At 65.8% G+C, this 24,044-nt stretch carries 22 protein-coding genes and 1 tRNA gene; 14 read left to right on the top strand and 9 right to left on the bottom strand.

The genetic code is table 11. The features are described from left to right. Positions 1 to 21 precede the first annotated feature (21 nt). From pgi to HEQ16_05540, 4 genes are all read left to right on the top strand, one after another. A complete protein-coding gene (gene pgi / locus HEQ16_05555) occupies positions 22 to 1,656 on the top strand; it encodes a glucose-6-phosphate isomerase (GenBank protein MCO4053511.1) in 1,635 nt (544 codons plus the stop codon). A 283-nt stretch (positions 1,657 to 1,939) separates the two neighbouring features. Next, the gene (locus HEQ16_05550; protein ID MCO4053510.1) at positions 1,940 to 3,136 is read left to right on the top strand and encodes an aspartate aminotransferase family protein; all 1,197 of its coding nucleotides are present in this window, start codon (positions 1,940 to 1,942) and stop codon (positions 3,134 to 3,136) included. Positions 3,137 to 3,146: 10 nt separating this feature from the next. Next, positions 3,147 to 4,070 carry an ornithine carbamoyltransferase gene (gene argF, locus HEQ16_05545; GenBank protein ID MCO4053509.1) on the top strand — a complete coding sequence of 308 codons (924 nt, stop codon included), beginning with the start codon at positions 3,147 to 3,149 and terminating at the stop codon, positions 4,068 to 4,070. A 12-nt stretch (positions 4,071 to 4,082) separates the two neighbouring features. Continuing rightward, a complete protein-coding gene (locus tag HEQ16_05540) occupies positions 4,083 to 5,087 on the top strand; it encodes an Hsp33 family molecular chaperone (GenBank protein MCO4053508.1) in 1,005 nt (334 codons plus the stop codon). A 7-nt stretch (positions 5,088 to 5,094) separates the two neighbouring features. On the opposite strand, the gene HEQ16_05535 is transcribed toward HEQ16_05540, so the two are convergent. Next, positions 5,095 to 5,697, bottom strand: coding sequence for a 2-hydroxychromene-2-carboxylate isomerase (locus tag HEQ16_05535; GenBank protein ID MCO4053507.1), 603 nt, complete (start codon positions 5,695 to 5,697; stop codon positions 5,095 to 5,097). Positions 5,698 to 5,862: 165 nt separating this feature from the next. Between HEQ16_05535 and HEQ16_05530 the strand changes: the two genes are divergently transcribed. Continuing rightward, positions 5,863 to 7,098 carry an argininosuccinate synthase gene (locus HEQ16_05530; GenBank protein MCO4053506.1) on the top strand — a complete coding sequence of 412 codons (1,236 nt, stop codon included), beginning with the start codon at positions 5,863 to 5,865 and terminating at the stop codon, positions 7,096 to 7,098. A 247-nt stretch (positions 7,099 to 7,345) separates the two neighbouring features. Next, positions 7,346 to 7,513: a hypothetical protein gene (locus HEQ16_05525; GenBank protein MCO4053505.1), complete on the top strand. Its 168-nt coding sequence runs from the start codon at positions 7,346 to 7,348 to the stop codon at positions 7,511 to 7,513. Between the two features lie 20 nt (positions 7,514 to 7,533). Here HEQ16_05525 and fabI read toward each other — a convergent pair whose 3' ends face one another. The 3 genes from fabI to fabA all read right to left on the bottom strand — a co-directional run bounded on the left by fabI (position 7,534) and on the right by fabA (position 10,247). Beyond that, a complete protein-coding gene (gene fabI / locus HEQ16_05520) occupies positions 7,534 to 8,340 on the bottom strand; it encodes an enoyl-ACP reductase FabI (protein ID MCO4053504.1) in 807 nt (268 codons plus the stop codon). Between the two features lie 12 nt (positions 8,341 to 8,352). Further along, positions 8,353 to 9,579 (bottom strand): beta-ketoacyl-ACP synthase I, encoded by a 1,227-nt coding sequence (gene fabB / locus HEQ16_05515; protein MCO4053503.1) that lies wholly within the window; start codon positions 9,577 to 9,579, stop codon positions 8,353 to 8,355. A 155-nt stretch (positions 9,580 to 9,734) separates the two neighbouring features. Then, positions 9,735 to 10,247: a 3-hydroxyacyl-[acyl-carrier-protein] dehydratase FabA gene (gene fabA / locus HEQ16_05510; GenBank protein MCO4053502.1), complete on the bottom strand. Its 513-nt coding sequence runs from the start codon at positions 10,245 to 10,247 to the stop codon at positions 9,735 to 9,737. A gap of 202 nt (positions 10,248 to 10,449) precedes the next feature. Between fabA and HEQ16_05505 the strand changes: the two genes are divergently transcribed. Then, positions 10,450 to 10,923 carry a transcriptional repressor gene (locus tag HEQ16_05505; GenBank protein MCO4053501.1) on the top strand — a complete coding sequence of 158 codons (474 nt, stop codon included), beginning with the start codon at positions 10,450 to 10,452 and terminating at the stop codon, positions 10,921 to 10,923. A gap of 64 nt (positions 10,924 to 10,987) precedes the next feature. On the opposite strand, the gene HEQ16_05500 is transcribed toward HEQ16_05505, so the two are convergent. Then, entirely contained in the window at positions 10,988 to 11,527 is a 540-nt protein-coding gene (locus HEQ16_05500) for a hypothetical protein (GenBank protein MCO4053500.1), read from the bottom strand. A gap of 255 nt (positions 11,528 to 11,782) precedes the next feature. On the opposite strand from HEQ16_05500, the gene HEQ16_05495 reads away from it, so the two are divergent. Further along, positions 11,783 to 12,781 (top strand): D-glycerate dehydrogenase, encoded by a 999-nt coding sequence (locus tag HEQ16_05495; protein ID MCO4053499.1) that lies wholly within the window; start codon positions 11,783 to 11,785, stop codon positions 12,779 to 12,781. Between the two features lie 15 nt (positions 12,782 to 12,796). Here HEQ16_05495 and HEQ16_05490 read toward each other — a convergent pair whose 3' ends face one another. Continuing rightward, positions 12,797 to 14,020, bottom strand: a complete 1,224-nt coding sequence (locus tag HEQ16_05490; GenBank protein MCO4053498.1) for an FAD-dependent oxidoreductase — start codon at positions 14,018 to 14,020, stop codon at positions 12,797 to 12,799. A 22-nt stretch (positions 14,021 to 14,042) separates the two neighbouring features. Continuing rightward, positions 14,043 to 15,041: a complex I NDUFA9 subunit family protein gene (locus HEQ16_05485; protein MCO4053497.1), complete on the bottom strand. Its 999-nt coding sequence runs from the start codon at positions 15,039 to 15,041 to the stop codon at positions 14,043 to 14,045. 211 nt (positions 15,042 to 15,252) lie between these two features. Between HEQ16_05485 and HEQ16_05480 the strand changes: the two genes are divergently transcribed. The 6 genes from HEQ16_05480 (at position 15,253) to HEQ16_05455 (ending at position 21,308) form a co-directional block, all read left to right on the top strand. After that, positions 15,253 to 15,337 (top strand) — tRNA-Leu (locus tag HEQ16_05480). Positions 15,338 to 16,020: 683 nt separating this feature from the next. Beyond that, positions 16,021 to 16,956, top strand: a complete 936-nt coding sequence (locus tag HEQ16_05475; protein MCO4053496.1) for a GNAT family N-acetyltransferase — start codon at positions 16,021 to 16,023, stop codon at positions 16,954 to 16,956. Beyond that, entirely contained in the window at positions 16,946 to 17,824 is an 879-nt protein-coding gene (locus tag HEQ16_05470; protein MCO4053495.1) for a hypothetical protein, read from the top strand. Before HEQ16_05475 ends, HEQ16_05470 begins: the two co-directional genes overlap by 11 nt. Before the next feature lie 173 nt (positions 17,825 to 17,997). After that, positions 17,998 to 19,578, top strand: a complete 1,581-nt coding sequence (locus HEQ16_05465; protein MCO4053494.1) for a D-alanine--poly(phosphoribitol) ligase — start codon at positions 17,998 to 18,000, stop codon at positions 19,576 to 19,578. A gap of 163 nt (positions 19,579 to 19,741) precedes the next feature. Beyond that, positions 19,742 to 21,046: a hypothetical protein gene (locus HEQ16_05460; GenBank protein MCO4053493.1), complete on the top strand. Its 1,305-nt coding sequence runs from the start codon at positions 19,742 to 19,744 to the stop codon at positions 21,044 to 21,046. 4 nt (positions 21,047 to 21,050) lie between these two features. Beyond that, positions 21,051 to 21,308 (top strand): acyl carrier protein, encoded by a 258-nt coding sequence (locus HEQ16_05455; GenBank protein MCO4053492.1) that lies wholly within the window; start codon positions 21,051 to 21,053, stop codon positions 21,306 to 21,308. Positions 21,309 to 21,803: 495 nt separating this feature from the next. Here the strand turns inward: HEQ16_05455 and HEQ16_05450 are convergent, their stop codons facing one another. Both HEQ16_05450 and HEQ16_05445 read right to left on the bottom strand, forming a co-directional pair. Further along, positions 21,804 to 23,045 (bottom strand): Gfo/Idh/MocA family oxidoreductase, encoded by a 1,242-nt coding sequence (locus tag HEQ16_05450; protein MCO4053491.1) that lies wholly within the window; start codon positions 23,043 to 23,045, stop codon positions 21,804 to 21,806. Further along, on the bottom strand, positions 22,984 to 24,042 hold the full coding sequence (locus tag HEQ16_05445) for a sugar phosphate isomerase/epimerase (GenBank protein ID MCO4053490.1): 1,059 nt from the start codon (positions 24,040 to 24,042) through the stop codon (positions 22,984 to 22,986). The genes HEQ16_05450 and HEQ16_05445 overlap by 62 nt, the downstream gene beginning before the upstream one ends. Positions 24,043 to 24,044: the final 2 nt, after the last annotated feature.

Here is a 24,044-nt window from a genome sequence, read left to right as displayed (position 1 = left end):
GCGCGCAACAATGAGGCAGCGATGACACTGGACATGATCTGGCGCGACCTTGAGGACCTCGGTCAGGCTGCGGCGACGCTCTCGATGCGGACCCTGTTTGAAGAAGACCCGGCGCGCTTCGACCGGTTCTCGCGGCGCTTCGACGACATGCTGCTCGATGTCTCCAAGACGAGCCTGACCCAGGCATCGCTTCGCCGGCTGCTCGATCTGGCGCGCGCGTCCGGGTTCGAGGCCAGGCGCGAGGCCATGTTCCGCGGCGACGCCATCAACGCCACCGAAGGGCGGGCGGTGCTGCACACGGCCCTGCGCAACCGGTCGGGCTGCCCCGTGATGATCGCCGGGCGGGACGTGATGCCGGACGTCAACGACGTGCTGGCCGCGCTGGGCGTCTTCAGCGAAGGCGTGCGCTCCGGCTCGATCGTGGCCCATGACGGCAAGCCCTTCACGGATGTGGTCAACATCGGCATAGGCGGATCGGATCTCGGCCCCGTGATGGCGACGCTGGCGCTGGCGCCGTATGCGGACGGTCCGCGCACGCACTTCATCTCCAACATCGATGGCGCGCACCTTGCCGACAGCCTGGCGGGGCTCGATCCGGCCCGGACGCTCCTGATCGTGGCATCCAAGACCTTCACCACGGTCGAGACCATGACCAATGCCGCATCCGCCCGGCGCTGGCTGGTGGCGGCGCTCGGGGAGGAGGCGGTGGCCTCGCATTTCTGCGCCGTCTCGACCGCGCTCGACAAGGTAGCCGCCTTCGGCATCGCGCCGGACCGGGTGTTCGGCTTCTGGGACTGGGTAGGCGGCCGCTACTCGCTGTGGTCTGCGGTGGGCCTGCCGGTGATGCTGGCGATCGGGCCGCAGCGCTTCGCCGACATGCTGGACGGCGCCCATGCCATGGATGAGCATTTCCGCACCGCGCCGCTGGCCGACAACCTGCCCGTTCTGCTGGGCCTCGTCGGCATCTGGCACCGCAATGCCTGCGGCCACGCCACGCGCGCCGTACTGCCCTATGACCAGAGGCTGGCGCGGCTGCCGGCCTATCTGCAACAGCTCGACATGGAATCGAACGGCAAGCGGGTGACGCTGTCGGGCGCGGCCGTGGGGCGCAGCACCGGCCCGGTGGTCTGGGGCGAGCCGGGCACCAACGGACAGCACGCCTTCATGCAGCTCATGCACCAGGGCACCGAGCCGGTTCCGGCGGAGTTCCTGCTGGCGGCGGAAGGGCACGAACCGGATCTGGCGCACCACCATGCCATCCTTTCCGCCAATGCGCTGGCGCAGGCCGAAGCGCTGATGAAGGGCCGGACCCTCGACGAGGCGAAGGCGCAGCTCGCCGCCCGCGGCCTTTCGCAAGGCGAGATCGACCGTCTGGCGCCCCACCGTGTCTTCCCCGGCAACAGGCCGTCCACCATGCTGCTCTACCGCAAGCTTGACCCGTTCACCTTCGGCCGCATCGTGTCGCTCTACGAGCACCGCGTCTTCGTCGAGGCGGCGATCTGGGACATCAACGCCTTCGACCAGTGGGGCGTGGAGCTCGGCAAGGAACTGGCGACGGGCCTGCAGGGTGTGATCGAGGGTGCCGAAAGCGCGGAAGGCCGCGATGGCTCGACAGCCGGGCTTGTCGGCTGGATCCACGGCTTGCGGCGCGGCTGAGGCCCCTCGCAAGGCTTTCCGCCGGGGGGGGTTGATTGACAGCCAGCCCGGCAAACCGCATAAGAATACTTGCCGTCGGCCCCAGCTGGCGGCGTTTGATTTTGGGGATTCACCGCAAGGTCAGGGCTTATGAAAAGGTTGGTCTGGACAGGGTGCCCGTCGCGCGAGCGACGATGACGGCGGGGGGATGCCGGCGCGGATGCGCCCGGCGCCGCTAACGCTTGCCCGATGACCCCGACCGGCGCCGCCCGCGCCATGCGTGTCTTCAAGAGGACCTTTTCCCGTGATCTCTCCGATTCTTCCCACCTATGCCCGCGCCGACGTCGCCTTTGAACGGGGCGAAGGCCCCTGGCTGATCGCCACCACCGGCGAGCGCTTCCTCGATTTCGGCTCCGGCATCGCCGTCAATTCGCTGGGCCATTCCCACCCGCATCTGGTCAGGACGCTGCAGGACCAGGCGGCGAAGCTCTGGCACACCTCGAACCTCTACCAGATGCCCGAGGGCAAGCGCCTCGCCGAGAGGCTTATCGCCAGCACCTTCGCGGACACGGTGTTCTTCTGCAATTCGGGCGCGGAAGCCAATGAGGCCGCGATCAAGATGGCGCGGAAGTATCACTCCGCCCATGGCCATCCGGAGCGCTTCCGCATCATCACCTTCGAGGGCGCCTTCCACGGCCGCACGCTGGCAACCATCGCCGCTGGCGGGCAGGCGAAATATCTCGAAGGCTTCGGGCCGAAGGTCGAGGGCTTTGACCAGGTGCCGTTCGGCGATCATGACGCGCTCAGGGCCGCCATCGGCCCCGAAACGGCCGCGATCATGATCGAACCGATCCAGGGCGAGGGCGGGTTGCGCCTGGTGCCCAACCAGTGCCTGCGTGGCCTGCGCGCGCTGTGCGACGAACATGGCCTGCTGCTGATCATGGACGAGGTCCAGACCGGGGTTGGCCGCACGGGCAAGCTCTTCGCGCATGAATGGAGCGGCATCACCCCCGACATCATGTCGATCGCCAAGGGCATCGGCGGCGGCTTTCCCATGGGGGCCTGCCTCGCCACCGAGGCTGCCGCCATCGGCATGACGGCCGGAACGCACGGCACAACCTTCGGCGGCAATCCGCTGGCCATGGCGGTCGGCAACGCGGTGCTCGACGTGGTGCTGGCCGACGGCTTCCTGGACCATGTCAACGCCGTCGCGATCTCCTTCAGGCAGAAGCTCGCCGCCTTCGCCGACAGTCACCCCACCGTGATCGAGGGCGTGCGCGGCCAAGGCTTGCTGGTCGGCGTGAAGTGCCGCGTTCCGAACACCGCGTTCCAGGCCGCCGCGCGCAAGGCGGGCCTGCTCTCGGTCGGCGCCGGTGACAATGTGGTGCGCCTGATCCCGCCGCTCACCATCACCGAGGACGAGCTTGTCGAGGCCATGGCGCGGCTGGAACAGGCGGCCCGGACGGTCGAGGCCGACCTGCAGCGCCCTGCGGCGGAATGAACGGGCGAACATGGTGATGCGGCATTTTCTCGACCTGTCGGATTTCTCCGGCCCGCAGCTCAGGGCGATGCTCGACGCCGGGCGCGCCATCAAGGCCCGTCGCCGCACCCCTGCGGCGACGGCCGACATGCCGCTGGACGGCAAGGTCGTGGCGATGATCTTCGACCAGCCATCCTTGCGCACGCGCGCCTCCTTCGAGGTAGGCATCCGCGAACTTGGCGGCTCGCCGATGATGGTGACAGGTCGCGAGATCGAGCTGGGCGAGCGCGAGAGCGTGGCCGACACGGCGCGCGTGTTCTCGCGCTATGTCGACGCGATCATGATCCGCATCCTCGACCATGGCCAGCTGCACGACTTCGCCAGCCACGCCACGGTGCCGGTGATCAACGGGCTCACCAAGACCTCGCATCCGTGCCAGGTCATGGCCGACATGATGACCTTCGAGGAACATTGCGGACCGCTTCACCGCCGCAAGATCGCCTGGACCGGGGACAGCAACAATGTGCTGACCTCCTGGATCCACGCGGCGGGCCGCTTCGATTTCGAACTGCATGTGGCGACGCCCGCGGAACTGGCGCCGCCGGCCCCGCTTGTGCGCTGGGCAAGCGACAACGGGGCGCGTCTCAAGCTGACCACCCGTCCCGAGGAAGCGGTCGAGGGCGCCGATTGCGTCATCACCGATTGCTGGGTGTCCATGGGCGACAAGGAGGGCAACCGGCACAATCTGCTTCGGCCCTACCAGGTCAACGAGCCCCTGATGGCGCGCGCCAGCGACAAGGCCGTGTTCATGCATTGCCTGCCCGCCACGCGCGGCGAGGAAGTGACGGACGCGGTCATGGATGGGCCCCAATCGGTGGTCTATGACGAGGCGGAAAACCGGCTGCATGCGCAGAAGGCGATTCTCGCCTGGTGCTTCGGCCAGATCCAGGCCTGATCCATGACTGACATGCTCTCCCCAGGCGCGGCCATGATGGCCGACGCCAGCCTTGACGACCGCGTGCTGCCGTTCACCGTGGAAGCGCTCGACGTGCGCGGCCGCGTGGTGCGCCTCGGCCCTGCCCTCGACACGATCCTGCACCGCCATGGCTACCCCGAACCGGTGGCGCGGGTGCTTGGCGAGGCTGCGGCGCTGACCGCGCTTCTGGGCGCCTCGCTGAAATTCGATGGGCGCTTCCAGCTCCAGACCAAGTCGGACGGTCCGATCGAGATGCTGGTTGTCGATTTCGACGCCCCCGACCGCATCCGCGCCGTGGCCCGCTTCGATGGCGGCCGCCTTGCCGAGGCGGTGGCGGCGCAGCGCACCAGCACCGCGCAGCTGCTAGGCGAGGGTTATCTCGGCATGACCATCGACCAGGGCAGCCACGCCTCGCGCTACCAGGGACTTGTGCAACTCGACGGGGCTGACGGGCTGGAGGAAGCCGGCCACCGCTATTTCCGGCAATCGGAGCAGATCCCGACGCGGCTCAGGCTCGCCACGGCGCGCGTCGTCGGCTCGCAGGGCGAGAGCTGGCGGGCGGGGGGAATTCTGGTGCAGTTCCTGCCCAGCTCGCCCGAGCGGCAGAAGCAGCAGGACCTCCACCCTGGCGACGACCCCGGCGGCCAGGCGGCGCCCGCGCGCGATGCCGATGGCGTCGAGGATGACGCCTGGGCCGAGGCCAGGGCGCTCGTCGAGACGGTGGAGGACCACGAACTGGTCGATCCGATGCTGGAAAGCGAGCGGCTGATCTACCGCCTCTTCCATGAGCACGGCGCACGTGTGTTCGAGGCGGCGAGCCTGCGCGAGCAATGCCGCTGCTCGGAAGCCAGCATCCTCACCATGCTGCGCCGCTTCTCAGCCGACGACAGGGCCGCCATGGTGGCCGATGACGGCTCGGTGCAGGTCACGTGCGAATTCTGCTCGACGGTCTACCGGTTCAGGCCCGAAGCCATCGCCGCTCCGGACGGCGGCTGAGCGCACTTCAGGGCCTGACCCAGTCGATGGCCTCCTCGAGCCGGTCATCTCCCCAGAACAGCTCGCCATCAGGTGTCACGAAAGCCGGGGCGCCGAAGATCCCGAGCGATTTCGCCAGCTCCGTCTCGGCCTTCAGGCGGCCCTTGATTTCCTCGCTCTTGGAGGCGCTGATGGCTCCCTGGGCGTCGACGCCAGCGGCGCGAAGGGCCTCGACCACCACAGGCTCGTCCTGGATGGAGCGACCTTCCCCGAACGAGGCGTTGAAGCAGGCGCGCGAGAAAGCGGGCGTCCAGCCCGCCTCGCGCCCGGCCAGGGCGACGCGGGCCGCGCTTAGCGAATTCTGCGGAAAGGGCACGGGGCGCTTGAGCGGAAGCCCGAGCTTGACACAGCGGCGCTCCAGGTCGCGCCACATGTACTTCCCCTTCGCCGGGAAAAGATTGAAGGGCGAATTGTTCCAGCCTTGCGCGGCGAATATCGGCCCCAACAGAAACGGCCGCCAGCGCAGGACGATGCCTGCCTCATCTGCCATCTGTTCGATCCGCATCGCGGACAGATAGGAATAGGTCGAGGCGAAATCATACCAGAAGTCCAGAGTGGGGCGTATGGACATTCCTGCCTCGTGCGATTCGTCTCAGACTCTAGGCTTCCCTGCACGCTCCGCAAGGGGTGCATGGCAGCCGGCGATATTGCGCCCGGATGCAGCATCGGCTACCGCACGGGCACGATCATCCCCGCGCCGCCGGCGACCCTGGCGGCCCTTCCGGAAGACCAAGCCATGACGACATCCAAGCGCGTGAACAAAGTCGTGCTCGCCTATTCGGGCGGGCTGGACACCTCGATCATCCTCAAGTGGCTGCAGACCACCTATGGTTGCGAGGTCGTCACCTTCACGGCGGACCTGGGTCAGGGAGAGGAACTGGGACCGGCGCGGGACAAGGCGCTCTTGCTGGGAATAAAGCCTGAAAACATCTTCATGGACGACCTGCGCGAGACCTTCGTCAAGGATTATGTCTTTCCGATGTTCCGGGCGAACGCGCTCTACGAGGGCGTCTACCTGCTCGGCACCTCCATCGCGCGTCCGCTGATCGCCAAGCGGCAGATCGAGATCGCCGAAATGGTCGGCGCGGATGCCGTTTCCCATGGCGCGACCGGCAAGGGCAATGACCAGGTCCGGTTCGAGCTGGGCTATTACGCGCTCAAGCCCGACATCACCATCATCGCACCCTGGCGCGAATGGGACCTGCGATCGCGCGAGCAACTCATCGCCTTCGCCGAAAGCCACCAGATCCCCATCGCCAGGGACAAGCGCGGGGAGGCGCCCTTCTCGGTTGACGCAAACCTGCTGCACGCCTCATCCGAGGGCAAGGTGCTGGAGGACCCGGCGCAGGAGGTGCCCGATTACGTCTATTCGCGCACCGACGGGCCGGAGACCGCGCCCGACACGCCGACCATCATCACCATCGACTTCCATAGCGGCGACGCCGTCGGCATCAACGGCAAGGCGCTCTCCCCCGCCACGCTGCTGGCCGAGCTCAACCGGCTCGGCAAGATCAACGGCATCGGCCGGCTCGATCTGGTCGAGAACCGCTTCGTGGGCATGAAGAGCCGCGGCATGTACGAGACGCCGGGCGGGACCATCCTGCATGTGGCGCACCGCGCCATCGAGAGCATCACGCTCGATCGCGGCGCAGCGCACCTCAAGGAGGAGCTGATGCCGAAATATGCCGAGCTGATCTACAACGGCTTCTGGTTCAGCCCCGAGCGCGAGATGCTGCAGGCGCTGATCGACAAGAGCCAGGAGCATGTCACCGGAACGGTGCGGCTCAAGCTCTACAAGGGCAACACCATCGTCATCGGCCGGATGAGCGCTTATTCACTCTATGATCAGGATCTCGTCACCTTCGAGGAAGGCGCCGTCGCCTATGACCACCGCGACGCGGCGGGCTTCATCAAGCTCAACGCGCTGAGGCTGCGCACGCTCGGCCAGCGCAAAAAGAAACTTGGGCTCTGAACACAGGCACCGCGCGTCAGAACATGCCGCGTCACGAGGCGTTGGCCTGAGAGCCTCATCCCGGGGATACGATCATGACAGGCTTCATCCGTTCCGCCGCCTACGCTGCGGGTTGCTGCGCGCTGGCGTTCGCCAGCGCCGGCCTCGCCCTGACCACGCTGTCGCCCAACAGCCCCGCGCCGGCCAGCAATGAGCTGGGCGCCTGCAAGACGACGCGAGCATCAAGGACATCTGTTTCGACGAGGACGTGCTGACCATCGCCGCCGCCGACACCATGGTCGAGGACACGCCCATCAAGCGCGTCATCATCGGCGAGCCGTATCTCCAGACCAACAAATCTGACACGCCGAGCCGCTTCCTGTGCCTTATCGGAGAGAAGGGAAAGGTGCCCCTGACCTTCTTCACCCGGAATTGAGCCTGCACGAAGCGGCTGGCTCAGGCCTCGTCGCCCTTCAGCTCCACGGTCTTGAGCACGTCGAGAGTTGGCATCGACATCATGTGGAAGCCCGCGTCGATGTGGTGGATCTCGCCCGTGACGCCGCCGGACAGACCCGAAAGAAAATACAGCGCCGAGCCGCCGATCTCCTCGAGGCTGACCGACTTGCGCAGCGGCGCGTTGGCGCGCTGCCAGGAATACATCGCCCGCGCATCGGCGATGCCGGCGCCGGCGAGGGTGCGGACAGGGCCGGGCGACAGCGCGTTGACGCGGATGCCCTGCGGGCCGAAATCATTGGCGAGATAGCGCACCGACGCTTCCAGCGCCGCCTTGGCCACGCCCATGACATTGTAGTTCGGCATGATCCGCATCGATCCGCCATAGGTCAGCGTGATCATCGCGCCGCCATGAGGCATCAGCGCTGCGGCCCGCTTCGCCACCTCGGTGAAGGAGAAGCAGGAAATCACCATGGTACGGGAGAAATTGTCCCGGCTGGTGTCGGCATAGCGACCCTTGAGCTCGTCCTTGTTGGAGAAGCCGATCGCGTGGACGATGAAATCGAGTTCGCCCCATTCCGCCCTCAGCCTGTCGAACAGCGCATCGACCGAGGCGATGTCCTCGACATCGCAGGGCAGGACGAGCCTTGATCCGATGCTCTCGGCCAGCGGCTTGACGCGCTTGCCCAGCGCCTCGCCCTGATAGGTGAAGGCGCACTCGGCGCCGTGCTTCGCCAGCATCGACGCGATGCCCCAGGCGATCGAGTTCTGATTGGCGACACCCATGACGAGGCCGCGCTTGCCGGACATGAGCTGCATGGTTCAGGCTTCCAGCCGCTTCATCACGATGGTGGCGTTGGTGCCGCCGAATCCGAAGCTGTTGGAGAGGACGCAGCCGAGGCCGGCGTTGTCGACCCTCTCGCGCACGATCGGCATGTCCGCGAAGGCGGGGTCCAGTTCCTCAATGTGCGCGCTCTTGCAGACGAAATCATTGTTGAGCATCAGCAGCGAATAGATCGCCTCCTGCACGCCCGTCGCGCCCAGCGAGTGACCTGTCAGCGACTTGGTGGCCGAGATGAGCGGCGAGCTGTCGGCCCCGCCGAAAACCTCGCGGATGGCCTCGATCTCCTTGGCGTCACCCACCGGGGTGGATGTGCCATGCGGGTTGATGTAGTCGACCTTGCCCTGCCAGGTGGCCAGCGCCTGCTTCATGCAGCGCACCGCGCCTTCGCCGGAGGGGGCGACCATGTCGTAGCCATCCGACGTGGCGCCGTATCCGACGATCTCGGCATAGATCTTCGCGCCGCGCGCGCGGGCATGCTCGAGCTCTTCCAGCACCACGACCCCGGCGCCGCCGGCGATGACGAAGCCGTCGCGGTTCGCATCATAGGCGCGCGAGGCTGTCGAGGGCGTGTCGTTGTACTTGGTCGACATGGCGCCCATGGCGTCGAAGAGGACCGACAGCGTCCAGTCCAGCTCCTCGCAGCCGCCAGCGAACATCACATCCTGCTTGCCATACTGGATCATCTCGTAGGCGTTGCCGATGCAATGGTTCGAGGTGGCGCAGGCGGAGCTGATCGAATAGTTCACGCCCTTGATCTTGAACCAGGTGGCCAGCGTTGCGGACGCGGTGGAGCTCATGGCCTTGGGCACGGCGAAGGGGCCGACGCGCTTGGAATTGCCGCTTTCCTTGGCCTTCTCGTAGGCTTCGATCAGCGCAATGGTGGACGGGCCGCCCGAGCCCATGATGATGCCGGTGCGTTCATGGCTGACCTCGCCCTGCTCGAGGCCGGCGTCGAGGATGGCCTGATCCATGGCGACATGATTCCAGGCCGAGCCGCCGCCGTGGAAGCGCATGGCGCGCCGGTCCACCATCGAGGCCGGATCCAGCGTGGGTCGGCCTGCGACCTGGCTGCGGAAGCCATGGGTCATGAAGTCGGTTTCGGTGCGGATGCCCGAACGCGCCTCTTGCAGCGAGGAGAGAACCTCCTGCGTGTTGTTGCCGATGGACGAGACGATGCCCATCCCGGTGACGACGACGCGCTTCATGTGAAGGACTCCAGAGCAGGTGACGGCGGTGAAGCCGCAAGCAGGGATCGTGTTGGCCGCGTCATGCCGCGCCCTGACCTTAACTGCAAGCGCCCCAGGACCAATTCAAGGCCACAAAGCCGCAGAACGACAGGCAAGGCGCGCGATGGCGCAGCTCAGGCGCCGTCGGGCTTGAAAAGGCCGACCCGCATGTCCGTGGTGGTGTAGATGCGCTTGCCATCGGCCTCCAGCCAGCCGTCGGCGATGCCGAGCACGAGCTTGGACTTGAAGACCCGCTTGAATTCGACGCCGTAGACGACCTTCTTGTTGGTCGGCAGAACCTGGTCGGCGAACTTGACCTCGCCGACGCCCAGCGCCCGGCCGCGGCCGGGCAGGCCGAGCCAGCCGAGGAAGAAGCCGGTGAGTTGCCAGAGCGCATCGACGCCAAGGCAGCCCGGCATCACCGGATCGCCCTGGAAATGGCAGGGGAAGAACCACAGGTCCGGCTTCACGTCGAGCTCGGCCACGACCATGCCCTTGCCATGCGCGCCGCCCGTTTCGGTGATGCTCGTGATCCTGTCGAACATAAGCATGGGCGGCAGCGGAAGCTGGGCATTGCCCATGCCGAACAGCTGCCCGCGTCCGCAGGACAGGATTTCTTCGTAGGTGAAGCTCGATTGCCGTTCCATAGCGTCCCACACAAGTCTCGTCGCACGTCGGATCGAACATGAACGCCGACGTACTGCGACGCCTACCATCCGCCGACGGCGGCGGAAAGGCCGGCGCGTCAACAGGACGTAGTTATCCTTGATTGAAGTGCGAGGGCCGGACGAATATGTTGACATGATGCGGGGCCTGCGCCCCGGCACGATTCTGCGGACACGACCGACGATGACGAAGGCGACACATGACGAGCACGGCACGGCGCCCGCGATGCGGCGCTCCCTGGCCGGCTGCCCGGTGCACTCCCTGCGCGAGAAGCTTCGCGGGGTCGGCCTGAGGCCGACGCGCCAGCGCACCTCGCTGGGTTGGCTGCTCTTCGCCAAGGGCGACCGGCATGTCAGCGCCGAAATCCTGTATGAGGAAGCCATGCGGGCCCGCGTGCCGGTTTCGCTGGCAACCGTCTACAACACGCTCCACCAGTTCACCCAGGCCGGCCTGCTGCGCGAACTCGCGGTCGATGGCGCCAAGACCTATTTCGACACCAACCCCTCCGACCACCATCACTTCTACATCGAGGGCGAGGACCGCATGATCGACGTGCCGTCCGACGCCATCACTGTGGCGCAGCTGCCGGCCCTGCCAGAGGGCATGGAGGTGAGCCGCGTTGAAGTGATCGTGAGGCTCAAGCCCAGGGCTGGCTGAGGCCGCCGCTTCCGGTGATGCGTTTCGGGCATCGGCTTGCCGCGCCCGCGCGGCGCAGGCCGGTTCAGTTGATGCGCTCGTTCGGATACACGCCCCAGAGCCGGTCCTGCCGGATGAAGCCCTCGTGGTCGTTGACCGTGATGCGGCACCAGCTGCCGGCGCAGGACTTCACACTGGTCAGCACGTTCGGCGTGAGCCTGGCCACCAGGGCGGAGCGCTCATCGGCGCGTTCGAACAAGGCGATGGCTTCATCGGGCTTCTTCGACCAGGGCATGACGAGGGCGGTGCGGCGGCCCGACAGGAGGCTGTGCAGGACCCAACCTTCGGCGCCCTCCGAATCACGGATGCGGCGCCAGGTCTCGAACTCGGCCGTGATCTCGACCGGCAGTCCCGCGCGCTGGAAGACCCAAGTCGTGCGGTGCTCCTTGGAGGGCCCCTCGCGCAGGTTCACGCGGTCATTCTTGAGGCTGACATAACGCGGGACAGGCAGCCCAGTGACAGCCCCGGCGATCTCGCCCACAGCGAAGGCGCGGGGCATCGCCCCTGGCGAGGCGAGCAGCAGCGCAGCCAGGCCGAGCACGGCGACGGATCGTGAGGACGGCATTCCGATCAAACCTTTTTCCCTGCGCGGCGCGCTGCACGGACGCTTTGCCGGCCATCGCCCCCAGCGCCGAACGCGCGGTCTGGGGCACGCAATTGTGTTCCGCCCACGCCCTGCTAGACAACAGGATGCGGATGAGCATAACCCGCTTCCCAACGCCCTGCACTGTCGTCGAAATGGCGTTAACGGCAGGTTTAGGCGAAGGTGGGGCGGACCATTCCGGCGAGCCCATATGTGTCAGTCGTGACGGAGACCACGATGCCGAACAGGAAGAAGCCGCTGGTGGTCGTCACCCGCAAGCTGCCGGAAGTGGTGGAGACGCGGATGCGCGAGCTGTTCGACGCGAGGCTCAACCTCGATGATGCGCCGATGAGCCGCGAGGCCCTGATCGAGGCGGTGCGCACAGCCGACGTGCTCGTGCCGACCGTGACGGACGAGATCACCGCCGACATCATCGCCGAGGCCGGGGAGCGGCTGAAGCTCATCGCCAATTTCGGCAACGGCTTCGACAACATCGACGTTCCGGCCGCTGCGGCGCGAGGCATCGACGTGACCAACACGCCCGGCGTGCTGACCGAGGACACCGCCGACATGACCATGGCGCTGATCATGGCCGTGGCGCGCCGCATTCCGGAAGGCGCCCGCCTCGTGCCGGACGACAAGTGGCAGGGCTGGTCGCCCACCTGGATGCTGGGGACGCGCATCACGGGCAAGCGGCTCGGCATCATCGGCATGGGCCGCATCGGCCAGGCCGTGGCCCGCCGCGCCAGGGCGTTCGGGCTGTCCATCCACTATCACAACCGCCGCCGCGTGGACCCCCGCATCGAGGAGGAACTGGACGCCACCTACTGGGATTCGCTCGACCAGATGCTGGCGCGCATGGACATCGTGACCGTGCACTGCCCGCACACGCCGGGGACCTATCACCTGCTCTCCGCGCGCCGGCTGAAGATCATGAAGCCCGACGCCATCCTGGTGAACACCGCCCGCGGCGAGATCGTGGACGAGGTCGCGCTGACCAAGATGCTCGACGCCGGGGAACTGGCAGGTGCCGGGCTCGACGTGTTCGAGCACGAGCCGGCCGTGAACCCGCGGCTGCTCAAGCTGGCGCGCGCCCACCGGGTGGTTCTGCTGCCGCACATGGGCTCGGCGACCCATGAAGGCCGGATCGAGATGGGCGAGAAGGTCATCGTCAACATCCGCGCGCTGATGGACGGTCACCGGCCGCCCAACCGCGTGCTGCCCAACATGCTCTGAGCGCGCGGCGGCCGGTCAGGCCCCTGCCCTGAAGAGCGCATCCACCGCCTGCTCCCCAGCAGCCCAGGCGCCGCCCACGGTGCCCCATTGCGCATGGTCGGTCATTTCGCCGGCGAAGGCGAGCCGCCCGCCGAGCGGGCGCGCAAGCGCGTCACGGATCGCGGCCTGGCCGGGCGGCACGCTCGACCAGGATGAAAGCGACAACGGATCCGCCAGCCAATCGCTGACGTGGAGCACGGCGAGGTCGCGGATGGCCCGCGCGCCAAACTGCTCCGCAAGCAGCGCGCGGACGGCAAGACCGGCCCGGAGCCGATGAGGCTGGCGGAGGGCGCGCGCCATTGGCTCGTCGAACTCCAGGTAATGCAGCGGCGAACCATCAAGCCGGGTCAGCAGTCCCGCCCCATCGAGACGCCGGCCTGTCAGCGTGGCGATGCGGTCCGCGCCGCGCCAGGGCGCCGATGGCCAGCGGATCACCGCATGTTCATACACCCCGGCCCGGAAGCCATGGATGGCCGCCAAGACCGCCTCCGGCAGGGGCGGATCGTAGGCGATGGCGCCGCTCCGCAGCACCATTGGCGGGGCCGTGCACAGCGCCTTGCGCGCCTCGATGACGCCGCCCTTCGTGCTCACCCTCACTCCCGCTCCTGACCAGTCGATCACCTGCGCAGCCATGCCCAGGCTCACGGGCAGGCCACGGGAAAGCCGCGCCAGGAGCGCGCCGAACCCTCCCGGAGCGAAGTGGTTATGGGCATATTCCGCGCTGGCGAAATCGCGTGCGCTGATGACCTGCAAAGGCCGGCCGCAGACAAGCCCCGTGATCGCCGCGACAGGCCGCCGCCAGGGGCCAAGGAAGGGCAGCACGGCGGCAGCCGGCTCATCAGGACCAAGGCTGTCGGCCGCCGCCGCCAGAGCGCCTTCGGCGCGTGCGAAGGCCGCGCCATAGGCGATCCGGGCTGATTGCGGCTGCGACTTTCCGTTGATGAACAGGTGCGATTCCTGCGGCGCGGCGCGCAGGGCGATGCGCTCGCGACGGGCCAGCGCCACAACCGGATTGATCGGGCCGGCATGCAGCCAGTGCGCGCCCAGATCGACCGCATGGCCGGCGAGATGCCGTGTCACCACACGGCCGCCGACCCGGCCCCGCGCCTCGATGATCCGGACCGTAAGCCCACGCTCCATGGCGCAGCGCGCGGCGGCAATGCCTGCCGGCCCCGCGCCGATGATGACCAGATCGAGCATGTCGCGGCCAGAGCCGGAAGCCTCAGGACGGGCGTGCGGACTCGAACTGGCCGGATTTGCGGAAGCGCCACAGATAGCCCGGAACAATGGCTTCGATGCTGGTCGGCGTGATGCCGAGCCCCTGCAGCGTGCGTCCTTCGGCTTCAGCATCGGGCGAGACGACATTGTCGGACTGCAGCAAGGTGACCTGATCGCGGGTCATCTTGATGGCGTCGGGCATGAGCCCGAAGGTCAGCCGGTCGACGAACTCGAGCACACCCGCCTGAAGCCGCGCGAGGCCGAAGGGCAGCGGCGCAAGCAGGCGCTTGCGGCCCGTGACCTCGCAGACATAGGACAGCAGTTCGCGGAAGCTCTTCACCTCGGGGCCGCCCAGCTCATGGACGCGGCCACCGGCCACCTCTCCATCCACCGCCCGCGCGATCGCCTCGGCGACATCGCCGACGAAGACCGGCTGGAAGCGGGTTTCCCCGCCGCCGACCAGCGGCAGCACGGGGAGCATGCGGGCAAGCGAGGCGAAGCGGTTGAAGAAGCCGTCCTCGGGGCCGAAGATGATGGAGGCGCGCATGACGACCGCGCCGGGAACATGCTGGAGCACGCCGGCTTCGCCGCGCGCCTTGCTCGCAGCATAATCGGAAGCCGAAGCCGCATCCGCACCGATCGCCGACATGTGGACCAGGGTAAGGACGCCGGCGGCAGCGCAGGCCTCGGCCACGGCCTCGGCCCCCATCGCCTGCACTGTGGCAAAACTCTGGCGGCCCTGCTCCTGCAGGATGCCGACGAGGTTGACGACGGCTGCGGCGCCCTCAACGGCGCGCTTCACCGAAGCGGGATAACGCAGGTTGGCCTGCATGGCGTGCACCTGGCCCACCACGCCCAAAGGCTGGAGATGACCGGCGAGGTCAGGCCGCCGCACGGCAACGCGCACGCGGTAGCCGCGTTTGAGCAAGGCCCGGACGACATGACGGCCGACAAATCCGGAGCCGCCGAACACAGTCACAAGCTTTCCGTTCACCGCTGACATGGCATCCCCGCTGGTCGTGACCGCAACCTTCGCTGCGTCGTAGTCGATCCGGCCTTGCCTGTGAAGCTGGTGAAGGGTCGCAAGCGCCGCAGCGCGGCAGCGAGAGCCTTTCAGCCCCCCATCCTGCCGCGATGCCGCGAAGCGCTTCTTTCTCGCCGGGCGCTTCTTTCCGTTGACAGCTTCGGCCCGGGATCATAAACGGGCATCCGATGCCCAGGTGGCGGAATTGGTAGACGCGCTGGTTTCAGGTACCAGTAGTGCAAGCTGTGAAGGTTCGAGTCCTTTCCTGGGCACCACCTTTTGATTTTCCCGAGGAATTTCAAAAGGTTCCGCAATGTGAGTGGGTGGCCCCCGCCGATTGTTCAACAAGGCTTTGCAACAACGCCGCTCCTGCTGGCCCGGCCCGTGAAGCCGCCGGGCTCTCGATGACCCCCTTCACGAAACGAAGTCCGCCCGACGTCTTGCTTGCGGCGGTGGGACGAGCCTTCCATTTCGATCCCGCGGCAGGCGTCGCGAAGCGCATGATCGTGACGGAGATCGCCGATATGGCGCGGTTCTCCCTTGGCACGCGTCATTTCGCTGAGGTGAAGGCTCGCCCTGGACGCGCTGCCGCCACCATGAGGCGAACTGCCAGGCCATCTGCGTAACGCAGCTTTTGTCTTCGATTAACTGTAACGCACATTACTATCCGCCAGTTAACCCAGATACATGCCTTTCATGGGAATGAAGACCGCAATCCAAGCGATTGCTCGTCTGTGGTGGAGAGATGATTAACGGGACGTCGACCCTCCTCAAGCTGTCCAGCATTATGCCGGTATCCGACTTTGATTTTCGATCGGCCGAGTTTGCTGATCTGGTCGGGCGGTCTGACGCAACGGCGTTCCAGCATCCGTACTGGCTGAGCGCTTTGCATCGCATCTGGGCGCCAGCGCGCGGGGCGGAACCGGTCACGGTCGTGGGCCGGGGAGACGATGGAAGCTTGCGCTTCGTCCTGCCGCTCCTGTTTCGCCGGCACTCGGGCATTGCCTTGATCGAGACGACGGATCTCGGTGTCAGCGACTATGCCGCCCCCCTCGCTGACCGGGCCTGGCTGGGTCGCCTGCATGGCGACGGCGCGCTTGCGAAGGCTGTAGCCCGCGTCCTGCCGCATCATGATCTGCTGCGCATCAGGCCTGTTCGGCCCGAGCACCTGCGCCTCTGGACGGCATTCCTGGGCGGTGAAGTCCGCACATTGGACTTTGGGGCCCATGCGGTTGGCGTGCAGGGCTCCATCGAGAGCTGGCGCGAGCTGGCCTTGTCGGACAGCTTCGCCCGCATGCTGGCTCGCAAGCACAAGCGCTTCTTCAGGGCGCCGACTGCCCGGTTCCACGTCCTGCACGAACCGGGCAGGATCGCAGAGGCGATCCAGCTTATGGCGCGATGGCGCACCGGGCGGTTTGACGGTGACATCATCCAGAACCCTGCTGCACTCGCTTTTTACACGGCTGTAGCGGTCGAGGGCGCCAGCGCCGGCTTCGCCCAGACCTATGCCCTGGAGGCCGATGGTGAGGTTGTCGGCCTGACCTTCGCGATAGGGGCAGGCGGGCGGCTCAACTATCTCCTCATTGGCTGCGACTATGCGCGCTTCGGCCGGCATTCGCCGGGGTTGTTGCTCTACGAGGGCATGATTGCCGACTGGATCGCCAAGGGTGGCGAGGTATTCGACTTCACGATCGGCGACGAGGCCTTCAAGACCGATTTCGGGACCGCTCGCACGGCGATGTCAGAGATCACGCGCGCTGCGAGCTGGCGCGGGGCGATCGCGCTCGCAGCATTCCGTCTGCGCGAGCGCTGGCGGGCGCGCAGGCAGAACGACCCTGGCAACACAACGCCCGCAAGCCGTGAGAAGGAGCCCCGGCATGCCGATGCGGCCTGAATTCCTGACGCAGTCGGTGATCGTCGCGGCTCATCCCGATGACGAACTGCTCTGGTTCAACGCGATCCTCAAGGAGGTGGACGAGGTCATCATCGTGTTCCGCCCGTTCTGGGCGCATCCGGATCTTGCGAGCAAGCGTGCTACGGCCCTGGCTGCCTTTCCGCGCAAGGGGGTCAGCTGCCTCGATTTGCACGAGTCGGGCGCTTATGGCTGCGCAAACTGGCTAGCTCCCGAAGAGACGTCCGACGGGTTGGCGCTGACGATGGAAAGCCAGAAGCGCGAATGGAAGCGATTCTCCAAGAGGGCGCTCCAGCGTGCCGGCATCCCCTTCGCGACCGTCGCCGATCGCAGCGTATTGGCGGCCTATCGGCAAAACACAGACCTTCTTCGCAATCATCTGCGCGGCCGGCTGCGGCCAGGGATGAACGTCTTCACCCATAATCCCTGGGGAGAATACGGCCACGAGGAGCATGTTCAGGTGTTTCGGGTCCTGCAAAGCCTGCGCGCGGAAATCGGCTTCAACCTCTGGATGTCGAACTATTGCACGGAGCGCTCACTGCCCTTGGCGATGCGCTATTTCGAGACATCGCCAGGGCCCTACATCCGCCTGCAGACCGACAAGGCCTTCGCCCAGACGGTCGCCCAGGTCTACAAGGATCATGATTGCTGGACCTGGGCATCGGACTGGAGCTGGTTCGACGAGGAATGCTACATGCCTGCGCCCATGGCGGGCCAAGCCCCGAAGTCTCACAGGCATCTGTTTCCGTTGAACCTGTTCAGCATTGGCGATGAACGTCCCCGTCAATGGCTGCCGGCGCTTGGCGCTGCGGCCATATCGGCAGCTTTGGTCACAGCCATCGACATCTGATCTACATTATTTCACAGCACTTTTATGTTATGTCTATTGTGCTGCCCTTCTACGACCGAGTAATCTTAATTGTGCTGGCTTCTTGACCATCAAGCCTCTCGACCTCTACTAACATTCACGAAAACCGCGCCTTCCATTTCCCGCCTTCCGGCTCAAGCAGGGGGAACAAATCCATGCAGCACAAGCGAAACTTCAACCTCGCCCTACCCTTCATCAACTGCGCTGAACGCCATCCCGAGCGTGTAGCGCTGGTCGTCGACGGCAAGGAGGTGCGTTATCGCGAGCTGGCAGGCAAGGCCGCGCGCCTTGCAGCGTGGCTCGTTGGGAGGCGTCGCAGCGGCCGCGTTGGCGTGCTGGCCACGCGAAGCATCGAGGCCTATGCCGGGATCCTTGGCGCCTGCATGGCCGGCTCGACCTATGTCGCTCTCAACCAGAAATGGCCGGCCGAGCGGCTCATCACCTTGTTTGGACTGCTCGATCTCGACGCGCTGATCGTGGACCGCAACGGGGCAGCCTTGCTGACGCCCGAGGTAAGGGCCGCAGCGCCGGAGCTGATCATTGCACCAGATGCGGGATCGGCGGGTGAAGCGGGCGGCACGCCGTTGGTTTCGCTTGACAACCTTGAGATCGAGCCCCTTCGCGATGCGGTCGAAGTCGGACCGTACGACCCGGGCTACATCATCTTCACCTCCGGTACGACCGGTTTGCCCAAGGGCGTGGTGATCTCGGCCGGGTCGCTGGACTGCTATCTTGAGGAAAGCCGCCGCTGGACGCAGCTGGCCCCGGAGGACCGGGTCGCCGAGGCCCATGACATCACCTTCGACCTCAGCGTGCACAACCTCTTCCTCACCCTGGAAGCAGGCGCATCCTTGCATGTCATGCCAGCCCTGGCATTGATGGCGCCGGCCCATTTCATCCGAAGCCATGCCGTCACCGCGTGGATGTCGGTTCCAACCATCGCCACCATGATGAGCAGGAGCGGGGCGCTGAAGCCCGGTCTCTTTGGCGCCTTGCGCCTGTCGATCTTCTGCGGCGAGCCCTTGCCGGTGGCGACGGCGCAAGCCTGGGCCGCCGCAGCGCCCAACAGCGTCGTCGAGAACATCTACGGGCCGACCGAATGCACGGTCGTGATGCTGCGCCAGCGCCTGACCGAGCCCCCAACGGTGACCGATGGGCGAGGCACGCTTGCGATCGGCACACCGTTTTCGAGCGGAAAGGCTGCAATCCTTGGCCCGGACCGGCGCCCGGTCGCGGATGGAGAGCCGGGCGAGATCGCCCTGTGCGGTCCACAGGTCGGCATCGGTTATTTCGCTGCGCCTGAACAGACCGAAGCCCGATTTTGCGAGATCGGCTGCGAGCGCTGGTATCTCACCGGCGACCTTGGCCTCAAGGACGCCGATGGTGTCTTCCATCACCTGGGACGCATCGATAACCAGGTGAAGGTGAAGGGCAACCGCATCGAACTTGAGGAGGTTGAAGCCCATCTGCGGACAGCTTCCGGCAGCGATCTGGTCGCCGTGGTCGCCTGGCCGATCCAGGATGGAACGCCCCAGGGCCTCGTCGGCTTCGTTGTCGGCGCTGGATTTGCGCCAGAAGCGATCCGGGAGAGAATGTGGCGTACGTTGCCGCGATACATGACGCCGGACACGATCCATCTGCGCGATGCCCTGCCGGTCAACGTGAACGGCAAGGTGGATCGCCGCGCCCTGCGCGAGACGCTCGAGGAGGTTCGCCGTGAGCGCCTGCTCGCTTGAGGTCAGGCAGGAGGCGTGGATCCTCCGTCTTTGGCGGCTGCGCCAGCGCTGGCTTGGCATTGATGCGAACCCCGAGGCACGCGCATTCGCCGGCAGTCTGCGCGGCCTCGTCGTGCTTCATGCAGCCTTCATCGCCGCGCTGGCGATCAGCCTTCAGGTCAGTTTGCCGGCGCTTGCGCTGGTCTGCTTGACCTTGTTCGCGGCCGCCGCATTCCCTCACCGGCGCCTCACCATCCTGTTGATCTCCAGCCTCGTCTTTCTGCTGCTGCGTCCTTTCCGCACCCAGGAATTCACGCAACTGCTGTCGGAACTCTCCGCGAACACGGGGATAGCGCTGACGTTGCCGCCAATGGCTCTGCAAATTGCCGGCGTGCTGGCCTTTCTGCTGTTCGCGCGGGCTGCGATGGCTGGTCAGCGCCGCGGCGGCGCCCTCTGGTCAAAGCGTCCTGTTCTTGTGCATCTGTCGACCTTCTTGGCGTCCTTGGGCATTGCCGCCAATCTCGAGCCCGGACAGTTCGTCCATACTGCGGTGTGGACGTTCCTGGCGGTTTGGGCCTCCTGCTTCTGGTTCCTGGCCTACGCCGCTGTCGACCAGAAAGCCAAGATGGCCCTGCCCGACACGATCCGGGCGCTCTACATGCGCCCCAGCTGGGGCGGTGACGTCGCGCCCATAGGCAAGGGCTTGTCCTTCCTGTCGCGCTTCGAAGCGCACGATGCAGAGGCGCTGGCGGTCACGCGGCTGAAGGCGCTGAAGCTGGCTGTCTGGACCGCGATCCTCAGCTGGGCCTATCAGGCCCTTGCTGCGGTGCTGCATGGAACCCTTGGGGTGCCCAAGCTTGGCGCGATGATCCTCAGCTCCGACCATGCAGCGAGTTTGCCGTTGACGCTGCGCTGGGCCGGGTTGTTCGCCAACTACGCTCTGGACCTCCTGATCATCGCCGCCTGGGGCCATGCGGTCGTGGCGATTGTACGCATGATGGGATACGCCATACCGCGTAACACCGTCAATCCGATGGCCTCGCGCTCGATTGCGGAATTCTGGAACCGCTACTACTATTATTTCAAGGAATTGCTTGTTGATTTTTTCTTCTACCCGGCATTCTTGCGTTTCTTCAAGAATTCACCGCGTCTGCGGATTGCGTTCGCAACTTTCTGCGCGGCCGGCATTGGTAATTTCATCTATCATCTGATTTTCGTTTCCCATGTTTTTGCCAATGGCTCACCCACATTGGAACTTGACCGCCTGGTCACGCTCGCCTTCTATGTCTGCATGCTGTCGGCAGGCCTGATCGTCTCCCAGCTCTGGGGCCGCAAGACCAGCCCGGCGGACGGGGTCTGGTGCCATGATGTCTTGCCGCGCGTGCAGGTCATACTGTTCTTCTGCTTCTTGAAGATATTCGACAGCGTCTGGCTCGAGGGCGATCTGTCGGACCGTTTCACCTTCCTGCTCGGCCTGTTCGGAGCCTGACCCGATGACCACGGCAACCTCTGTTTCCGCGAGGATCGAAACAATCCGGCAGCGCGTTCTTGAGCTGCTGTCAGAAAGGGGCGATGTGAGCGGCGTGCGCGACAGCGACTCGCTGTTCTTTAGCGGGCGGCTCGATTCGTTCGCAGCAACGCAGCTGATGATGCTCCTTGAGGAGACGTTTGGCATTGATCTGGCCGATGCATCGTTTGACGTCACCCAGCTCGACACGATCGACGATATCCGGAGCCTCCTGGACGGTTAGGGCGTGACAGCTGACGTGCTCCCATCTTGAACGCGGTTGCATGGGCGGCCCGATGATGCCGATCGATTGCCTGCAAGCCGTGATCCCGTCGCGGTTCCAGTTCGCGCTGATCGCGCGTCGTGAACCTGGCGGATGCATCGGATCACGGGCAACAATGAGCGGATGCTCCTCCGTGCCATTCATCTGCCGGTGTGCAGCCTTCTCATCGGAGCGACGGCACCGATAGCCGACCAGTCGGCCTCACACGATCATGGTGGTCCGCCAGATCATTCTGACCAGGTGTCCGACCTTGGTCCTCAACAGCAACCATGGCGGAACAGTTAACCCCATTCCGAATGGCGTCGGTCCAGACTTATCCGAGGCTGTTCTGACACAGTAAGGAACCGGCCGCGCCGCCGGCCATGAGCCTGGACGGGCTCGGCGATGCGCGTGGGCCAGCCAGTGCCCGATCGTTCTGCCAAGCCCGCCACGGCTGTTCCTTATGCCCATGCCCGATCAGTCCAGGGGCACCCAGCGAGCGCCGGCGGCGGAGGAGCGCACGGCCGCCTCGATGAAGGCGACGCCCCTGACCCCGTCATCGATGGTGGGGAAGTGCACCCCGGGGGCAGGCGCAGAGCTGCTGCGAGCCGCGATGATGGCCTGCGCCACCTCGCTGTAGATCGTGGCGAAGCCTTCGATATAGCCCTCCGGATGGCCAGACGGAATGCGTGTCACCCGCGCTGCGGCCGCATTGGCCGCGCCCGTCCCGCGTGAGATGATGCGCGGCGCCTCGCCAAGCGGAGACCAGAGGAGCTGGTTGGGATGCTCCTGGCGCCACGACAATCCGCCCTTCGCGCCATAGACGCGGATGGCCAGCGCGTTCTCGTTGCCCGGCGCGACCTGGCTGGCCCAGAGCAGCCCGCGCGCGCCATTGGCATAGCGCAGCATGATCTGGGCATTGTCGTCGAGCGCGCGGCCGGGCACGAAGGCGGTGAGCTCGGCGCACAGCGCGGTGACGGGAATGCCGGTGATGTAATCGGCGAGATTGTAGGCATGGGTGCCGATGTCGCCGATGCAGCCGCCCGCGCCGGATCGCTGGGGATCGGTCCGCCAGGCGGCCTGTTTCTGGCCGCTATCCTCCAGCCTGGTCGTCAGCCAATCCTGCGCATACTCGACCTGCACCACGCGGATGTCGCCAAGCTCGCCCGCCTCGACCATGGCGCGGGCATGCCGCACCATGGGATAGCCGGTGTAGTTGTGCGTGACGGCGAAGATCAGCCCGGATGTCTGCGCCAGCGCCTTCAGCTTCAGCGCGTCCTTCAGCGTGGTGGTCAGCGGCTTGTCGCAGATGACATGGATGCCGGCCTTCAGGAAGGCGGCCGCCGCCGGGGCGTGCATGTGGTTGGGCGTGACGATGGACACGGCCTCGATGCCGTCCTTCCGCCGCGCCTCGCGCTTCGCCATCGTGACGAAGTCGCCATAGATGCGGGCGCGGTCCAGCCCCAGCGCCTCTCCGGAGCGCTGCGCCTTCTCGGGCGTCGAGGAAAGGCAGCCGGCCAGGAGCTGAAAGTGATCGTCCAGCCGCGCCGCCATGCGGTGGACCGAGCCGATGAACGCGCCCTCTCCGCCGCCGACCATGCCAAGGCGGATGCGCCCCTGCCCGGCGTCGCTTCGTGCCTCGACCATGGCTGCCTCCTCAACCCAGTCCCAGGAGACGGTCGATCTGCGCCTTGTCGACCTCGCCGCCGGCGAAATCATCGAAGGCCTTCTCTGTCACGCGGATGATGTGGCTGGCGATGAAGGGAGCGCCTTCGGCCGCGCCGTCCTCCGGATGCTTGAGGCAGCATTCCCATTCGAGCACGGCCCAGGAGGCATAGTCGCAAGCGGCGAGCTTCGAAAAGATGGCCGAGAAATCGACCTGGCCATCGCCAAGCGAGCGGAAGCGCCCGGCGCGGTTGATCCAGGGCTGGTAGCCTGAATAGACGCCCTGACGGCCGCTCGGGTTGAACTCGGCATCCTTCACATGGAAGGCCTTGATGCGCTCATGGTAGATGTCGATGAAGGCCAGATAATCGAGCTGCATCAGCAGAAAGTGGCTGGGATCATAGTTGATGTTGCAGCGGCTATGCCCTTTGAGCGCATCGAGAAACATCTCGAATGTCGCCCCGTCGAACACATCCTCGCCAGGATGGATCTCGAAGCAGACATCGCAGCCTGTCTCGTCATAGGCATCCAGGATGGGGCGCCATCGCCGCGCAAGCTCCGAAAATGCCGTTTCGATCAGTCCTTGCGGGCGCTGCGGCCAGGGATAGACAAAGGGCCAGGCCAGCGCGCCCGTGAAGGAGACCGAGGCGTCGAGGCCGAGATTGCGTGAGGCCTTCGCCGCCAGAAGCATCTGCTCCACAGCCCAGGCCTGCCGTTCCTTGGGCTTGCCGTGCAGCTGGGGCGGCGCGAAGGCATCGAAGGCGGCGTCATAGGCCGGATTGACGGCAACGAGCTGGCCCTGGAGATGGGTGGACAGCTCGGTGATCACCACCCCATTCTCGGCTGCGACACCCGTGAGGTCGTCGCAATAGCTCTTGCTCTCGGCTGCCTTCCCCAAATCGAACAGGCGCCCGTCCCAAGTCGGCACCTGCACGCCCTTGTAGCCGAGCGAGCCGGCCCATTTCGTGATCGCACCCCATGAATTGAACGGCGCCGCCTCGCCCGCGAACTGCGCGAGGAAGATCGCCGGTCCCTTGATTGTGCTCGCCATGT

Source organism: Bosea sp. (in: a-proteobacteria), from assembly GCA_023910605.1.
Lineage (GTDB): Bacteria > Pseudomonadota > Alphaproteobacteria > Rhizobiales > Beijerinckiaceae > Allobosea.
Note: the sequence above shows the minus strand (reverse complement) of the source record. Positions and strands in the feature narration are given on the sequence as shown.

Excerpts from the sequence above, each read along its gene's own strand:
- HEQ16_05530 (MCO4053506.1), top strand. The coding sequence starts at position 5,863 with ATGACGACATCCAAGCGCGTGAACAAAGTCGTGCTCGCCTATTCGGGC.
- HEQ16_05495 (MCO4053499.1), top strand. The coding sequence starts at position 11,783 with ATGCCGAACAGGAAGAAGCCGCTGGTGGTCGTCACCCGCAAGCTGCCG.
- HEQ16_05500 (MCO4053500.1), bottom strand. The coding sequence starts at position 11,527 with ATGCCGTCCTCACGATCCGTCGCCGTGCTCGGCCTGGCTGCGCTGCTG.
- HEQ16_05470 (MCO4053495.1), top strand. The coding sequence starts at position 16,946 with ATGCGGCCTGAATTCCTGACGCAGTCGGTGATCGTCGCGGCTCATCCC.
- HEQ16_05465 (MCO4053494.1), top strand. The coding sequence starts at position 17,998 with ATGCAGCACAAGCGAAACTTCAACCTCGCCCTACCCTTCATCAACTGC.
- fabB (MCO4053503.1), bottom strand. The coding sequence starts at position 9,579 with ATGAAGCGCGTCGTCGTCACCGGGATGGGCATCGTCTCGTCCATCGGC.
- HEQ16_05540 (MCO4053508.1), top strand. The coding sequence starts at position 4,083 with ATGCTCTCCCCAGGCGCGGCCATGATGGCCGACGCCAGCCTTGACGAC.
- HEQ16_05485 (MCO4053497.1), bottom strand. The coding sequence starts at position 15,041 with ATGTCAGCGGTGAACGGAAAGCTTGTGACTGTGTTCGGCGGCTCCGGA.
- HEQ16_05455 (MCO4053492.1), top strand. The coding sequence starts at position 21,051 with ATGACCACGGCAACCTCTGTTTCCGCGAGGATCGAAACAATCCGGCAG.
- fabA (MCO4053502.1), bottom strand. The coding sequence starts at position 10,247 with ATGGAACGGCAATCGAGCTTCACCTACGAAGAAATCCTGTCCTGCGGA.
- pgi (MCO4053511.1), top strand. The coding sequence starts at position 22 with ATGACACTGGACATGATCTGGCGCGACCTTGAGGACCTCGGTCAGGCT.
- argF (MCO4053509.1), top strand. The coding sequence starts at position 3,147 with ATGGTGATGCGGCATTTTCTCGACCTGTCGGATTTCTCCGGCCCGCAG.
- HEQ16_05535 (MCO4053507.1), bottom strand. The coding sequence starts at position 5,697 with ATGTCCATACGCCCCACTCTGGACTTCTGGTATGATTTCGCCTCGACC.
- HEQ16_05450 (MCO4053491.1), bottom strand. The coding sequence starts at position 23,045 with ATGATTTCGCCGGCGGCGAGGTCGACAAGGCGCAGATCGACCGTCTCC.
- HEQ16_05490 (MCO4053498.1), bottom strand. The coding sequence starts at position 14,020 with ATGCTCGATCTGGTCATCATCGGCGCGGGGCCGGCAGGCATTGCCGCC.
- HEQ16_05445 (MCO4053490.1), bottom strand. The coding sequence starts at position 24,042 with ATGGCGAGCACAATCAAGGGACCGGCGATCTTCCTCGCGCAGTTCGCG.
- HEQ16_05505 (MCO4053501.1), top strand. The coding sequence starts at position 10,450 with ATGACGAAGGCGACACATGACGAGCACGGCACGGCGCCCGCGATGCGG.
- fabI (MCO4053504.1), bottom strand. The coding sequence starts at position 8,340 with ATGTCCGGCAAGCGCGGCCTCGTCATGGGTGTCGCCAATCAGAACTCG.